At 55.8% G+C, this 13986-nt stretch carries 14 protein-coding genes, 1 tRNA gene and 1 pseudogene; 5 read left to right on the forward strand and 11 right to left on the reverse strand.

Annotated features, from left to right (window positions below; all coding sequences use genetic code 11):
• Positions 1-97: 97 nt before the first annotated feature.
• From ttcA to rpmH, 5 genes and pseudogenes are all read right to left on the reverse strand, one after another.
• Complete coding sequence (gene ttcA / locus AC2FJE_RS08650) at positions 98-991, reverse strand: tRNA 2-thiocytidine(32) synthetase TtcA (RefSeq protein ID WP_496755681.1); 894 nt, start codon at positions 989-991, stop codon at positions 98-100.
• A gap of 44 nt (positions 992-1035) precedes the next feature.
• Positions 1036-2652 (reverse strand): acyl-CoA dehydrogenase family protein, encoded by a 1617-nt coding sequence (locus AC2FJE_RS08655; RefSeq protein WP_496760858.1) that lies wholly within the window; start codon positions 2650-2652, stop codon positions 1036-1038.
• 76 nt (positions 2653-2728) lie between these two features.
• A complete protein-coding gene (gene yidD / locus AC2FJE_RS08660; RefSeq protein WP_496755679.1) occupies positions 2729-2968 on the reverse strand; it encodes a membrane protein insertion efficiency factor YidD in 240 nt (79 codons plus the stop codon).
• Positions 2965-3391: pseudogene (gene rnpA, locus AC2FJE_RS08665) on the reverse strand (ribonuclease P protein component). The gene yidD and the pseudogene rnpA overlap by 4 nt, the downstream one beginning before the upstream one ends.
• A gap of 25 nt (positions 3392-3416) precedes the next feature.
• Positions 3417-3551 carry a 50S ribosomal protein L34 gene (gene rpmH, locus AC2FJE_RS08670; RefSeq protein WP_005632162.1) on the reverse strand — a complete coding sequence of 45 codons (135 nt, stop codon included), beginning with the start codon at positions 3549-3551 and terminating at the stop codon, positions 3417-3419.
• Positions 3552-3847: 296 nt separating this feature from the next.
• On the opposite strand from rpmH, the gene AC2FJE_RS08675 reads away from it, so the two are divergent.
• The 5 genes from AC2FJE_RS08675 to AC2FJE_RS08695 all read left to right on the forward strand — a co-directional run bounded on the left by AC2FJE_RS08675 (position 3848) and on the right by AC2FJE_RS08695 (position 8099).
• On the forward strand, positions 3848-4579 hold the full coding sequence (locus AC2FJE_RS08675; RefSeq protein WP_472724487.1) for a TVP38/TMEM64 family protein: 732 nt from the start codon (positions 3848-3850) through the stop codon (positions 4577-4579).
• 4 nt (positions 4580-4583) lie between these two features.
• On the forward strand, positions 4584-6002 hold the full coding sequence (locus AC2FJE_RS08680; protein ID WP_496755678.1) for a dihydrolipoyl dehydrogenase family protein: 1419 nt from the start codon (positions 4584-4586) through the stop codon (positions 6000-6002).
• Between the two features lie 18 nt (positions 6003-6020).
• Complete coding sequence (locus AC2FJE_RS08685; RefSeq protein ID WP_496755677.1) at positions 6021-7403, forward strand: ATP-binding protein; 1383 nt, start codon at positions 6021-6023, stop codon at positions 7401-7403.
• A gap of 64 nt (positions 7404-7467) precedes the next feature.
• Positions 7468-7544: transfer RNA gene (locus AC2FJE_RS08690), tRNA-Arg, on the forward strand.
• Between the two features lie 105 nt (positions 7545-7649).
• Entirely contained in the window at positions 7650-8099 is a 450-nt protein-coding gene (locus AC2FJE_RS08695) for a hypothetical protein (protein ID WP_496755676.1), read from the forward strand.
• Positions 8100-8245: 146 nt separating this feature from the next.
• Here AC2FJE_RS08695 and AC2FJE_RS08700 read toward each other — a convergent pair whose 3' ends face one another.
• From AC2FJE_RS08700 to AC2FJE_RS08725, 6 genes are read right to left on the reverse strand one after another with little or no spacing between them, the layout of a single operon-like run.
• On the reverse strand, positions 8246-9232 hold the full coding sequence (locus AC2FJE_RS08700; RefSeq protein ID WP_058278685.1) for a type II secretion system F family protein: 987 nt from the start codon (positions 9230-9232) through the stop codon (positions 8246-8248).
• A gap of 14 nt (positions 9233-9246) precedes the next feature.
• Complete coding sequence (locus AC2FJE_RS08705; RefSeq protein ID WP_058278684.1) at positions 9247-10215, reverse strand: type II secretion system F family protein; 969 nt, start codon at positions 10213-10215, stop codon at positions 9247-9249.
• Positions 10212-11603: a TadA family conjugal transfer-associated ATPase gene (locus AC2FJE_RS08710; RefSeq protein ID WP_496760859.1), complete on the reverse strand. Its 1392-nt coding sequence runs from the start codon at positions 11601-11603 to the stop codon at positions 10212-10214. Before AC2FJE_RS08710 ends, AC2FJE_RS08705 begins: the two co-directional genes overlap by 4 nt.
• 12 nt (positions 11604-11615) lie before the next feature.
• The gene (locus AC2FJE_RS08715) at positions 11616-12845 is read right to left on the reverse strand and encodes a CpaE/TadZ family protein (protein ID WP_496707436.1); all 1230 of its coding nucleotides are present in this window, start codon (positions 12843-12845) and stop codon (positions 11616-11618) included.
• Positions 12842-13489 carry a TadE/TadG family type IV pilus assembly protein gene (locus AC2FJE_RS08720; RefSeq protein WP_058278681.1) on the reverse strand — a complete coding sequence of 216 codons (648 nt, stop codon included), beginning with the start codon at positions 13487-13489 and terminating at the stop codon, positions 12842-12844. The genes AC2FJE_RS08715 and AC2FJE_RS08720 overlap by 4 nt, the downstream gene beginning before the upstream one ends.
• Positions 13486-13983 (reverse strand): TadE/TadG family type IV pilus assembly protein, encoded by a 498-nt coding sequence (locus AC2FJE_RS08725; RefSeq protein ID WP_496760860.1) that lies wholly within the window; start codon positions 13981-13983, stop codon positions 13486-13488. Before AC2FJE_RS08725 ends, AC2FJE_RS08720 begins: the two co-directional genes overlap by 4 nt.
• Between the last annotated feature and the right edge of the window lie 3 nt (positions 13984-13986).

The raw sequence follows: 13986 nt of genomic DNA on the forward strand, positions 1-13986 counted from the left end.
CTGCTGACTGAGATATGTTTCCACATCGGATCTTCGGGCCTCTACCTTGCGTTTGAAACGCTCAGGTCGACCCTAGGAAACCAATCTGAGTCACTCGTTAACGGAGCTGCGGAATTTCGCCCGAATTTTCGTCATTTTCATTCGGTTTGAGTGCAAGGTTTTGAAAATCAAACAATTTTGGGTCCAAAAGATGCGACGGACGCGCATTTGTCAGGGCCCGGAATATCACTTGACGGCGTCCGGGGCTGTTCTTTTCCCACTGATCCAAAATCTGTTTGACCTGCTGACGTTGCAACCCATCCTGACTGCCGCAGAGGTCGCAGGGGATAATCGGATAGTTCATCGAGGTCGCGAATTTCTCGCAATCGGCCTCAGCCACATGGGCGAGGGGGCGGAAGACGAACAAATCGCCTTCTTCGTTCACCAGCTTGGGCGGCATGGTGGCCAGTCGCCCGCCGTGAAACAGGTTCATGAAGAACGTCTCGAGGATATCGTCGCGGTGATGGCCCAGTACGACGGCCGAGCATCCCTCTTCCCGGGCAATGCGGTACAGGTTGCCTCGGCGCAGGCGCGAACACAGGGCGCAAAAGGTGCGGCCCTGTGGAACTTTGTCCATCACGATGGAATAGGTGTCCTGATATTCAATCCGATGCGGAACGCCCATTCGTTCCAGGAACTCGGGCAGGACAGTGGCCGGAAATCCGGGCTGGCCCTGGTCGAGGTTGCAGGCCAGTAAATCAATGGGCAGCAGGCCACGCCATTTAAGTTCGTACAGAACGGCCAACAGGGTATAACTGTCCTTACCGCCGGACAGGCAAACCAGCCAGCGGGGCGGTTTCCCGTCCTTGTCATGCGCGGACGGGTCCACCATCCCATAGTGCTCGATGGCTTCACGGGTCTGCCGCACAATGCGTTTGCGCAGTTTTTTGAACTCGGTGGTCGAGGGCGCGCCTGCAAAGAGCGGGTGGATATCGTCAGCTTCGTCAAACATGCGCTGCCCCTACAGCAGTTAAGCCAACCGGGCAAGTGGCCGGGTCAGCCCAGTCGGGCAAGCAGGGCGTCCGTGTCCAGCCCGGACACGGATCCGGAGATGCGGCCGCTGTTGCCCAAAAGCCTTGTGGCGATGAATCCATCTGCAACGGCCGCGGGTGCGCGACGCAATAGCTGAGCGGCTGTCAGCAGCAATGCAGTACGTTCGGCAAACCAACGGGCTTCACTCTCAGGCGGCAGCCCGGGCCACCGATCACGATGCGCCTTGAGCGCGGCGTCAAAGCCGTGGTCGACACCCGTTGCTATATCCAGTTCGGCCTGCAGGACCTCAGCGGCCAGCGGGTCGCGAGACAGGCTGCGCAGAATGTCGAGACAGATCACATTGCCCGACCCCTCCCAAATACCGTTCAGCGGGGCTTCGCGATACAGTAGGGGCAGGGGCGTGTCTTCGACATAGCCCATGCCACCCAGCACCTCCATTGCCTCAACGACTACGGCCGGGCACCGCTTGTTACTCAGGAACTTGGCCAGGGCGACACCGATACGGGCAAAGGCCTTGTCTTCGGGTGACTGGCCGTCGAAGGCCTGCGCGACGCGCATCCCCAGCGTCAACGCGCCCTCCCAGTCCAACACGAGATCCGCCAGGACAGCGCGCATCAGAGGTTGGTCGATCAACCGGCGCTGAAAAGCGCTGCGGTGGGTGACCCAATGATGCGCCTCGGTGAGCGCTGCGCGCATCAGGCCTGCCGGAGCTATGGCCGTGTCCAGCCGGGTGTGATGGACCATCTCGATAATTGTTCGCACGCCCGCGCCTTCTTCCCCCAGTTGGTAAGCCAGTGCATCGTGATATTCGATCTCGGACGAGGCGTTGGATCTGTTGCCCAGCTTGTCCTTGAGCCGCATCAGGTGAATGGCGTTGCGGTCACCGTCCAGCCAGCGGGGGACGAGGAAACAGGTCAGCCCACCGGGCACTTGTGCCAGCGTCAGAAAACCGTCCGACATGGGGGCCGAGCAGAACCACTTGTGCCCGCGCAGACGCCAGTGCTCGCCGTCTCGAGTAGCGATGGTGGTATTGGCGCGCACGTCCGATCCGCCCTGCTTTTCGGTCATTGCCATGCCCAATGTGGCGCTGGCCTTTTGTTCGATCGGTTTCGTCGCCGGATCATAGCTGCGCGCCATGAGCTTAGGCCGCCACTCGGAGGCGATCTGTTCATTGGCACCAAGGGCCGGGATTGCTGCGTAGGTCATGGTCAATGGGCAGCAATGGCCCGGCTCAACCTGGCTGGCCAGATACATCATCGCGGCGTGGGTCGTGTGGCCGCCCGACTGACCGCCCCAGGCCAAGGCCGCATAGCCGGCAGATTGGCTGATCTGCATCATCTCATGATAGGCGGGGTGAAACCGGACCTCGTCCAGGCGCCTACCGCCCTGATCGAACAATCGAAGTTCGGCGAGGTGCCGATTGGCCTCACGCCCCAGCTCGCGGGTTTCCACCCGTCCCAACGTTTCCCCGTAAGCCGCCAAAGGCGCTTCGCGACCGCCCGTGAAATGCACGGCGTTTCGCAGGACGGGATCTGAAGACCAGAGGTTAGAATCCCCACGCTCAGGCGGCTGATTCAATACGTCATGTGTCGGCAAGGAATTTCGGGCGTCGGATGTCATCTGAACCTCGGGCAGTACGGGTTCAAGTGTTCAGCGCATGTCCGAATGGGTCAAGGCTGACGGAGGGTCATAAAGATCAGCTGTCGTCTTCCTTGCGGTTGGGTACGGGGTCGTACCCATCGCCGCCCCAGGGGTGGCATCGGCCAATCCGCCGTGCAGCCAGCCAGCTTCCCTTGATGGCCCCGTGCTTTTCCAATGCTTCCAGCGCATAGGCCGAGCAGGTGGGCTGGTATCGGCAATTGAAGCCAACCCAGGGACTGAAGACCAGCCGATAGGCCCTGACCGGCAAAGCCACGATATGAGAGAAGAGGGTCATTTCCGCCCGCTGTGCACTTTGCGAAGCGCATAACGCAGATCGTCCAGAAGCGCCTCATATGGTCGTGCTGCCGTCGTTTCAGCCCGGCCGATCAGGACGTAATCCCACCCGTCATGGCCATTGACGGGCAGAACAGCCCGAGCGGCCTCGCGCAACCTGCGTTTGGCGCGGTTGCGTGCTACGGCATTGCCAACCTTTTTGGAACAGGTAAAGCCAACCCGAATTCCGGTCGCCTCGTCCAGGGTACGTTTGCGAGCCTGCACCATCATCGAGGAGGTGCCCTGCCTGCGGGCACGCGCTGCCTTAAGGAAATCAGATCGTTTCCTGAGAACGGTCAAAATTTCAGGCGCGCAAACGGACGCCGCCGGGGGCGTTTCCCCGGGCTGGTTCTTACCATCCACGAGGGGCCTCCGGCGGCGTCATGTTCATAACCTGATCGGTGAGCGGTTTACGCGCTCAGCGACTTGCGGCCGCGTGCGCGGCGCGAATTCAGGATTTTGCGGCCGGCCTTAGTGGCCATGCGCGCGCGGAAACCGTGGCGGCGTTTGCGAACCAGGTTCGAAGGCTGATAGGTGCGTTTCATCGCTCCGTCTCCAATCTATGCGGTCGGGTGCAGCGCGGATTCGCCTGCCCGTGGTGTTCGAAGCCCGTCCTCTACTGGGTAGTGGGGGGTAAGTCAAACCCCTAGGTGGGGGTTTTCGTGGCTTTTGCAACAATTCTGTAATCGTGTCGGGCAAAAGGTTTCAAATCAGCGGGATTATCGCCCCAAACCCTCACATTCTCTATCAAAAACATCAAGGCAGCGTGAGGCCCCTGTTGCGTAGGGCGCAAGCAGCGCATGTTGGGGTCAGAATGAAACGTAACAAACCGGACAGCCTTATGAGCGAAACGACTCAGGCACCGCGCAACGGGTTGGCGCGGCATATTCCATTGCTGGTGATTCTCGCCGTCGCTGCGGTGGGGTTCTTCACACTGGGCGACTACCTGACTTTTGAGACGCTGCGCGACAATCGTGAGGCGCTATTGGCCTGGCGCGACGCCAACTATTGGGCAATGGCGGCAGCTTTCGTTGGCATTTACATTGTCATCGTCGCGTTTTCGCTGCCGGGTGCCGCAGTGGCGTCAATGACCGGCGGGTTTCTTTTCGGCCTGTTCGCCGGAACCGTGTTCAACGTGTTTGCGGCAACCATCGGAGCCTCTGCAATCTTTCTGGCGGCGCGCTGGGGGTTGGGCGAATCCCTGACCAAACGGCTTGAGTCCTCGGAAGGGACGATCAGGAAACTGAAAGACGGGCTACGCGAGAATGAGATCTCGGTGCTGTTTCTATTGCGTCTTGTTCCCGTTGTGCCGTTTTTTGTGGCCAACCTAGTGCCGGCGCTGGTCGGCGTGAGGTTCCGCAACTTCCTGATCACCACCGCGCTGGGCATTATCCCGGGCGGAATCGTCTACACATGGATCGGCGTCGGGCTGGGTGGTGTGTTCGATCGGGGCGAAACACCTGATGTATCGCTGTTATGGGAACCATTTGTGATTGGCCCGATCATCGGCTTGTGTGTGCTGGCCACGCTGCCAATTGTCATCAAATCCCTGCGTGGCCGAAAGGACCGCTGAAATCATGCAAGAATTGAAAACCGACATCCTGGTGATTGGCGCCGGGTCCGGGGGGCTGTCAGTCGCTGCTGGCGCCAGCCAGATGGGGGCCGATGTGATTCTGCTGGAAGGTCACAAGATGGGTGGCGATTGCCTCAACTTCGGCTGCGTCCCTTCCAAGGCCCTTATTGCCAGCGGCAAGGCCGCTTACGGTCAGGCACATTCTGCCGCGCTGGGCGTGGCTGACGTAGTACCGCAGGTCGACTACGCCGCCGCCAAAGACCACGTTCACGATGTTATCGCTCAGATCGAGCCGATGGACAGTCAGGAACGGTTTGAAGGTTTCGGCGTAAATGTGATCCGGGAATTCGGCAGTTTCGTCTCTCCGACACAGGTGCAGGCGGGCGACAACATGATCACCGCACGGCGCATAGTGATCGCGACGGGCTCTTCGCCTTTGGTGCCTCCGATTCCGGGATTGGACCAGGTGCCATTCTATACCAATGAGACGATCTTTGACCTGCGCGACAAGCCTGAACATCTTTTGATTATTGGTGGCGGACCGATCGGGATGGAGATGGCGCAAGCGCATGTCCGACTGGGCTGTAAGGTCACGGTTGTCGAAGGCCTGAAGGCGCTAGGCAAGGATGACCGCGAGGCCGCCGCGGTCGTTCTGGACAGCTTGCGCGCCGAAGGTGTGGTTATTCATGAACAGGCTATGGTCGCCCAGATTCGCGACAACAAAGGGGCCATAGAAATTGTGACCGAGGCGGGTGAGATCTATTCGGGGTCTCATTTGTTGTTGGCCGCCGGGCGTAAGGCCAACACAGACCGTTTGAACTTAAAGGCTGCCGGGATTGAACCAACCCGCAACGGGATCAAGGTCGATGACGCGCTGCGCACGACGAATCGCAGAGTTTACGCCATTGGCGACGTCGCTGGTGGTCTGCAATTCACTCATGTCGCTGGATATCACGCAGGGATCATCATCCGTTCTGCGTTGTTTGGCCTGCCCTCGAAGGCAAAAGCCGCACATATCCCTTGGGCGACCTACACCGACCCGGAATTGGCGCAGGTGGGCCTGACCGAGGCTCAGGCCCGTGAACAACATGGTGACAAGGTCGAAATCGCGCGCTTTGACTATCACCATAACGACCGGGCAATCTCTGAGCGGAAAACCAAAGGGTTCATTAAGGTCATGGTCATAAAGGGTCGGCCTGTGGGGGCCACAATCGTAGGGCATCAGGCCGGAGAGCTGATCAACTTGTGGTCGCTTGCGTTGGCCAATAACCTGAAGATGGGTCAGATTGCTGCGATGGTTTCGCCCTATCCGACGATCGGAGAGCTTAACAAACGGGTGGCGGGTGCCTATTTCTCGCCAAGGCTGTTTGAGAATCAGATGGTTAAACAAGTGGTCAGGTTCGTCCAACGCTGGATGCCCTAGCCAAGAAGGGAGAGCAGATTGAATTCGCTGTCGGGCCGATTTCTGATCCTGACGACGGTCTTCGTGATGTTGGCCGAGATTTTGATCTTTGTTCCTTCAATCGCGCGCTTTCGCGAAGACTTTCTGCTGAACCGGCTTGAGCGCGCGCAGATCGCGTCATTGGCGCTGCTGGCTGACGATATGCTGGCCGAAGACCTTGAGGCCGAACTGCTGGCCAACGCTGGTGTCTATAACGTCGTGCTACGCCGCGACGAGGTGCGCCAGCTTATGCTGTCTTCGCCGATTCCGGAACAGATCACCAAGACCTACGATCTGCGCGACGCAGGGCCCTGGGTGTTGATCCGCGACGCGCTGGCGCGATTGTTCACTACTGAGAACGAAGTCATCCGCGTTATTGGCGAACCCGTCAAAGGGGCAGGTCTGCTGATTGAAGTCACCATAGAAAGCATGCCGCTGCGAATGGCGATGACAGATTATGGCCTGCGCATTCTGGGGCTGTCCTTCGTAATTTCCATCATCACCGCGTTCTTTTTGTTTTTGGCTGTGCGCGTCGTTTTGGTGAAACCGATCAAAAGTGTTGTTGGTTATATGCAGCGCTATGCAGAGGCGCCCGAAGACGCACGAGGAATCATCTCGCCCAACTCCAAAGTGACCGAACTTCGCGAGGCCGAGGAGGCGCTGCAGCAATTGCAGACCGAGCTGACGCAGGCATTGAAGCAACGTGAACGGCTGGCGCAGCTGGGCGGCGCGGTGGCCAAGGTCAGCCACGATTTGCGGAACATACTGACTTCGGCACAGTTGTTCACCGACCGGATTGAGACCAGCGATGATCCCTTGGTGCGGCGTATGGCGCCTAAGCTGGTGAACTCGATCACACGGGCAGTGTCGTTGTGCGAAAGCACGTTGGCCTTCGGACGCGCAGAAGAACCTGCGCCGACACTGACCATGGTGCGCATGTACGATGTCGCCGCAGATGTCGTCGCCAGCGAACAGCTGGCTGTTGCAGATGCCTGCGTCGAGATCGTGAACGACGTACCCAAAGACCTTGTGGCCCGGGCAGACCCAGAGCAGATATTCCGTGTCATGATGAACCTTGTGCGCAATGCGCGTCAGGCCTTAGTGGCATCCGGGAAGCCGGGAAGCATCACGATCGCCGGCTGCGAGTATAAAGACGACTGGTGCGTCGAGATCAGGGATGACGGCCCCGGATTACCGCCCAAAGCACGTGAGAACCTGTTCACACCATTTCAGGGAGGGGTGCGTAAGGGAGGCTCTGGGCTGGGGCTTGCCATCTCGCAGGAGTTGGTGCGTGGGCATGGCGGAGACCTGATACTGGCGCATACCGGGCCCGAGGGGACAACCTTTGAAATCAGGCTTCCGCGGGGCGATGGGACTTTTTGAAAACTTTTTGAAGAATCGACTTGCGTGTCCCGAACACCGGGTCTAAATACCGCCTCACCAACGCGGACCGATAGCTCAGCTGGATAGAGTACTTGACTACGAATCAAGGGGTCGGGGGTTCGAATCCTCCTCGGTCCGCCACTGGTTTCCTGTTGAACGTCACACGAACCTGACCCAACCGTCAAAGTTGGACCAGAAACTAGGTGAACGTTCGACATCAGAAGGCCCCCCAACGTTGGACATCAGTTGAATTTGACCTTTGCGTCATCAACTAACACACCGCCCCCATTTTTTGCTCCCGCATGCAGTTTGATTTGTTCTGACTTCCCTTTCGGAAAATCAGAGCTGATTTGTAGGTCAGACAGCGAAACTAATACGGGAGGCCGTTGGCAAGCTGGGCGAGAGTTATCCCGAGTTCAATTTGAAGTCCTATCTAGATGTGATGGGGAGCGAAGAAGACGAAACACATACCGCTTCTTTGGGGCTGGCAAGAGTCCGGCGCAGAGTGACGAGAAAGTTGCGGAAAATCCTGAGGTTCAGTTCAAGATGATTGCCGTCGCTTATGCCACAGGAGAAATGGATGAAATCGACCAGGTAATTAACTACCTAGCGTTTATACGCCGTATGAAGAAGCAGGGTATTTATGATCTGGAACACTCGAGTGATGAAGATTTAGGAGGTGAGAATACAACCTAAAGGCGTTTTAAATAACACCCGTTCAACGACGTTCGCGGTTTGTTGCCGAGGCGTCGAACATCCATGGGCTGCAGAACTCCGGGCTCTGTGACGGACCGGCAGCGCCCGGATTGACGTCAAACTTTTAACTGTTGTCTTCCTCGCTTTCACCCAAACATGTTGATCCATCGGATCACCATCGGTGAAAGGCAGATCAGCAGAAGAACGGGCATCATACACATGGCCATAACAGCTGACATCTGCACTGGCAGTTTGTTGGCCTTTTCCTGTGCCCGAAGTTCGCGATCCACACGCATGTCGGTGGCAAACCTCCGTAGAGAAGCAGAAATGCTGGTACCGTATTGGTTGGATTGCAGGAAGGCGTTCGCGAAAGAGTTTACCTCATCAATGCCGACGCGTTCCGCCATGTCCATAAAGGCGGCTTGGCGCTCTTTGCCAGCTTGCAGTTCCAGTTGGAGTATCGTGAATTCTTGCGAAATTTCCGGTGCTGCGTGCGCCATTTCATGCGACACACGCACCATCGCGGCGTCAAATCCTAATCCTGCCTCTATCGCTACTTGCAACAGGTCCAGCGCATTTGGAAGACTGTGTTCAATGGCCTGACGGCGCTTTCTAATACGGTACCGCAGCCACAGAGCAGGGCCGTAGAATCCGACTACCATCAGCGCGGTGACAATCTGCAATGCATTTACCCAGGAGATGCTCTGCAAAAGACTAGCAATACCAAGCTGAACCTGAATTTCTAACGGCAATGCCAACGCCGTAACGAAAGCGGCCGGTAGCACGAACCCCATAACCACACGAAACAAATAGAAAGTGCGGATGGCGTGTTTGCGCTGAATACCAGCCTGCTTAAGCATTCTGCCAATTCTGGAACGCTCACGTTTCGACGAGGGCACAAAAGCCTTTAGAAGACCATGCGGGTCGCTGTTATCCCCCTGGATGAGGTCGAAATCTGCGCCATGCCCCCGAGAAATTGATCCGACCCGCATCCGGCGTGCAGCCGTGTCATCAGTTGCGGTCATGCCGGAAATCCCGAGGATTACAAAGAATACGCTTACGGCGATCCCGCCCAGCACGAGATACTGAAGGGGAAGATCTTGGCTGTTCAGAAAACCTTGAATAAATTCCATTTTTCCGCTCCCTCTCAGAATTTGAACTTAACGAGCCGTTTCAGAATAAGCCCTTGAGCAATTGTCAGGCCGATGATCGCACACGCGAAATAGGGAAATAGCGGATCGTTTCGCACATCGCCGTAGAACGTAGGTGTGGACATCTCGATTGAGAAGTAGATGAACACCGGCAAGACCGTAAGAATAAGGCTGCTAAGACGGCCCTCGGCAGAGATTGCCTTGATCTTTTTTTGCATGGTTTGCCGGTCGCGGATGACTTGGGACAAAATGCTTAGGACACGTGCAAGGTTGCCGCCGGTTCCGTGCTGAATACCGATGCTGACCGCAAGATAGTTTGCGTCCTCTGTTCCGACACGTTTCGAGAAATCCTGAAACGCCGTTGCGACGTCGTCGCCGTAGTTAATTTGGTCTTGAATAATGCCAAACTCGGAACCTATCGGATCCGGAAGATCTGATGCCACATTCCCGACCGTTACAGCCACCGGGTGTCCGACCTTCAGGCCACGGGCCATAAGGTCCAATGCATCCGGCAACTGTTTTGTCAGTTTCCTGGATCGGGCATCCTTCATGGCGATCAGTACCAGCACCGGGAGAATAACGGCCAGAAAGCCGCTAAGAACTGCGGCAATTTCCGGGGCTAGGAGCCGGGATATTGCAACGAAGGCCGCTAGGGCTACACAAGTGGCTGCAAGGACTATCCAGATCGGATTGATCGTCAGCCCGGCTTGGACAAGCAGACGTCGAAAGCGCGCGATCAAACTGGGTTTTTCGCCAGGAGCCATCATTGCAGGGTCGCGTAACAATTGCAGAACCTGATCGGTCGAGGCGCCCCCCTGGATCAGCTTCATGCGCCGGTTTCTGGCCTCGCTGAGGGATTCCTTGCGCAGGAAAAGCTGCTGTAATCCTTCGTATGCAAGAAGAATTCCAAGGAAAATCGAAATGTAGAACAGAATGTTCAGGGTGTTCGGTTGCAGGTCAATCATAACGACATAGCCCCACGAATAAACATGTTGGTATCTACGTTGACCCCTGCGGCAACCAACTGATCGAAGCATTTTGGCCGAATACCCGTAGGCAGGAATTCCCCAAGAATCTGCCCGTCCTCCGACTTGCCGCGACGTTTGAAAACAAAAATGTCCTGCATGGTGATTGTGTCATCTTCCATGCCGGTAATTTCCGAAATGCTGACGACTCTGCGGGAGCCGTCACTAAGGCGGCTGAGCTGGAGTACAATCTGTATCGCCGAAGCAATCTGTGATCGGATGGTTTTCATCGGCAAGTCAGTGCCAAGCATTGTTACCATCTGCTCAACCCGGCTTAGTGAATCACGCGCCGAGTTTGCGTGAACGGTAGTCATAGACCCGTCATGGCCCGTATTCATGGCTTGAAGCATGTCAAAACACTCTGACCCACGAACTTCTCCTACGATGATGCGGTCAGGCCGCATCCTCAGGGCATTGCGAACTAGGTCACGTTGGGTGATTACACCTTGCCCTTCAGCATTCGGAGGGCGGGTTTCAAGACGAACAACGTGGCTTTGCTGAAGCTGAAGTTCGGCAGCGTCTTCGATAGTAACAATACGCTGATTGCCATCGATAAACGACGATACAGCGTTCAGCATGGTTGTTTTACCCGTGCCAGTGCCGCCTGAAATGAGAATATTCAACCTTGCTTCGACAAGGGCCGCAAGGAGTTTGGCTGCCTGATCATTCATGCTGTTCTGATCAACAAGCTTTTTTATTGTTAAAGGGTTGCGGGAGAATTTACGAATTGACAAAGCTGGTCCATCGACGGAACACGGCCGAATAATTGCGTTAACGCGGCTGCCGTCTTCCAAGCGCGCATCAACCCAGGGCTGAGACTCATCGATACGCCGACCAACTTTGCTGACGATCTTGTCGATAATCCGCAGCAAGTGACGTTCATCGCGGAAGCGAACAGTAGAAAGCTCCAGAAGACCAAAGCGTTCGACGTAAACCTGATCAAAAGAGTTTACGAGAATATCGTTGATAGTCGGGTCTTCCAGCAACGGCTCCAATGGCCCCAGACCCATAACTTCGTGAATAAGCTCATCAACCAGCCCAGTGAAAGCCTCAGAGCGCATGTGCAGGTTTTCAGCCTCAATCAGACCGGTTACCAAAGATGCGATCTGGCGCTTCAATTCCGATCGTTCAACCTTATCGATAACTGAAAGATTGAGCCGGTCCAGAAGCTCACCATGCAAGCGGCTTTTGAGTTCCAGATGCGCCTGCAGATCGACATCTACTGGATCAGGAGTCGCCTTGGATTTGGTGGGCATGTCAATGGGTCGATCCAGTGTCAGCACATTCGACTTGGAAGCAACCTTGCGTGATCTAAATTCGTTGAACACGTTGATCTCCTTTTACGCTTTCTTCGTTGCCACGGGCTGAGTTTCAGCCGAGACCGCAGCGGCCAGTTTTGCCAAGGCTTTTCCAAGATCCGTTTGCCGCTTCAAGTCCACAATCGGCCGTCCAAGATCTACGGAGTTTCTGGCAACTTTCGAATTCTCGGGCAGCCAGTGTTTCAGGCTTGTCTTCAATACCTTCTCGGCCTCGCGGACATGCGAAGGCTTGATCAATGTGTTCCGCTCTCTGTTGACCACGAACTCCACCGGAAGGCCGACGTTTGCCTCGCGGTAGAAATCAATCAACCGCCGCGCCTGGCGCACGCAGGGGACAGTAGTATCGGTAACCAAAGCCAATTTGGTGGCCCGTTTGAAAATAGGTTCAACCCATTCAACGACGGCGCAGGGAAGGTCGATGATAATATAATCATAGCGATGTTGCAGAAGGTCCAGCATCCCTTCGATCAGATCAGGCCGCATCGATTGTAGGGGCACCATCGGGGTAGGCGCGCACAGAACGTCGACGCCAAGCCCATGCTCTTGCAGGATCGAAGACAGAAAATGATCGTCAGGAATCTTAGAGTTTTCGATAAGTTGAAGGAACCCGCCGTTGTCCTCGAGATCTAGAAAAACATTTGAGTTTCCGAACTGAAGGTCAAAATCCAAAAGGGCTACTCGGTTTTTTGCAGACTTCCTGAAGAAAGATCCCCGCCCGCCGACAAGCGAGCAAGCGAGGTTGACAGCAACTGTTGTAGCTCCGATTCCACCGCGCGCCTTTGCGACTGGTATCACCTTGCCCAACGCCGAAGAACCGTCTGAAATAGTGGTTCGCGAAACCGCGCGCGCATTTAGTTTCTCACTGACTGCGGCTTTCAAACCTTCGCCATCAATCGACAGCGGCAAAACCTCATCAATACCGATCTTGTACAATTCACGCGCCTTGGTGATCGACAGATCATTCTGAGTGAGTGCAACAAACAAGGTGTTATCGTCGCGGTGCGTCAGGACAGCCTCGATAGCGCGGAGCTCCCCTGTGTCATCAGGGTCGATTTCAAAGATCACCAGATCGTGCTTGAATGCAAGATCGAGGGCAGTTCCATTCAACATCTGAAACGATGCCCCGTTCCTGGTGACTTTATTTTCCTCATTTACGGGAAAGACATCCGCAACCAGCTGCGCGATCTCTTCGTTTTCCGAAACAAGCATAATTGCCTGCGATTTCGGTGTAAAAACATTCTGATCTCTCATCCTGACTCTCCTAATGCAAGGTCTTCAGCAGGCAGCGAGACGCTGAAGTTTGAGTAACCGACTGTCGAAGATATTGTGCTGTTAGTTGCGCCCGCGGCATTTGCCAGCGCGGCCAACGGTGAAACGAATTGAAAATCGTTAAGGTTCAATTCGACTGAGACCATGGGAGTATACGGGCCACCCAAGAAACCCAGATTGGGGTTGAAGTCATAATGAAACTGTAAGTTGTCTATTGTGGCATCCGGAGGCAAAAGCGGGCTAATCCGCGCCCAGACTTCCGAGGCCGTAGCATTGATTGCGACACCCGAACACGAAGGGGTTTGAGGATCCGCACAAACCCCGGCCGAGGCACTGCAGGACGTGCCAAACCGTGGTGACGAAGTAGAGGTGCCCCGCTGATGCGTCGTGGGTACTCCGGGGCACGCAGGCGGTCGAACGATTGCAATGCGCGCTGCCAGTTGCGAGGCTTTCTGAGCATTTGCAATGCTATAGGACATGCGACCGAAATCCAGTAGCGCCATGAAGAGGAACAGAAACAGGGAAACGACAATGGCGAACTCGACAAGAACGCCGCCGCTTTGATCCCAAAGAACTTTCTGCCCTCTGCGAAGCATGTGCGTGTGGATATGAAGCAGACCTTTCATTGCCCAAAAATCCTTGAAGTGTCCGAAACGTCAGTCGTCGCCGAAGACAGCCCGTTGCCAAAGAGAGACAGGATTCCGCCCAAAGGAAATTGAATAGTAATGTTCGCGCTGACCGTACCGACAGGCGCCGGGTTGACCCGATAGGTTCCTGATACACAGGACAGACTGGGTGTCACCGAATTGACCGTTATGCTGGGCGGGAACAGGCTGTTGGCATTTTTGTCGTCCTCGACGATGCCCTTCAAAGTAGTAGTAAGTCCGGCAACATTGCCTCCAGAGGTGCAGATATCTGCGGGTGTCACTCTGGACAGATAGCGACTGGCGTCGCGAACGCCTGCTATGACCGATTGGTAGGACCACATCATGCGTGCGGATTCCAGCGTGACGGCCAGTAGCAGCAGCATGATTGGCATGACGAGGCCAAATTCCACGAGGATCGCGCCATCATCCTTTTTTGCAAAGCGTTTCAGGGGGTCTGTGAGGCGGGTTTTCATGAT

Source organism: Ruegeria sp. CDSC002, assembly GCF_059610905.1.

Bases quoted from the DNA above. Each gene is read 5' to 3' on its own strand.
- ttcA (WP_496755681.1), bottom strand. From the start codon at position 991: ATGTTTGACGAAGCTGACGATATCCACCCGCTCTTTGCAGGCGCGCCC.
- AC2FJE_RS08655 (WP_496760858.1), bottom strand. From the start codon at position 2,652: ATGACATCCGACGCCCGAAATTCCTTGCCGACACATGACGTATTGAAT.
- yidD (WP_496755679.1), bottom strand. From the start codon at position 2,968: ATGACCCTCTTCTCTCATATCGTGGCTTTGCCGGTCAGGGCCTATCGG.
- rpmH (WP_005632162.1), bottom strand. From the start codon at position 3,551: ATGAAACGCACCTATCAGCCTTCGAACCTGGTTCGCAAACGCCGCCAC.
- AC2FJE_RS08675 (WP_472724487.1), top strand. From the start codon at position 3,848: ATGAGCGAAACGACTCAGGCACCGCGCAACGGGTTGGCGCGGCATATT.
- AC2FJE_RS08680 (WP_496755678.1), top strand. From the start codon at position 4,584: ATGCAAGAATTGAAAACCGACATCCTGGTGATTGGCGCCGGGTCCGGG.
- AC2FJE_RS08700 (WP_058278685.1), bottom strand. From the start codon at position 9,232: ATGGAATTTATTCAAGGTTTTCTGAACAGCCAAGATCTTCCCCTTCAG.
- AC2FJE_RS08705 (WP_058278684.1), bottom strand. From the start codon at position 10,215: ATGATTGACCTGCAACCGAACACCCTGAACATTCTGTTCTACATTTCG.
- AC2FJE_RS08715 (WP_496707436.1), bottom strand. From the start codon at position 12,845: ATGAGAGATCAGAATGTTTTTACACCGAAATCGCAGGCAATTATGCTT.
- AC2FJE_RS08720 (WP_058278681.1), bottom strand. From the start codon at position 13,489: ATGAAAGGTCTGCTTCATATCCACACGCACATGCTTCGCAGAGGGCAG.
- AC2FJE_RS08725 (WP_496760860.1), bottom strand. From the start codon at position 13,983: ATGAAAACCCGCCTCACAGACCCCCTGAAACGCTTTGCAAAAAAGGAT.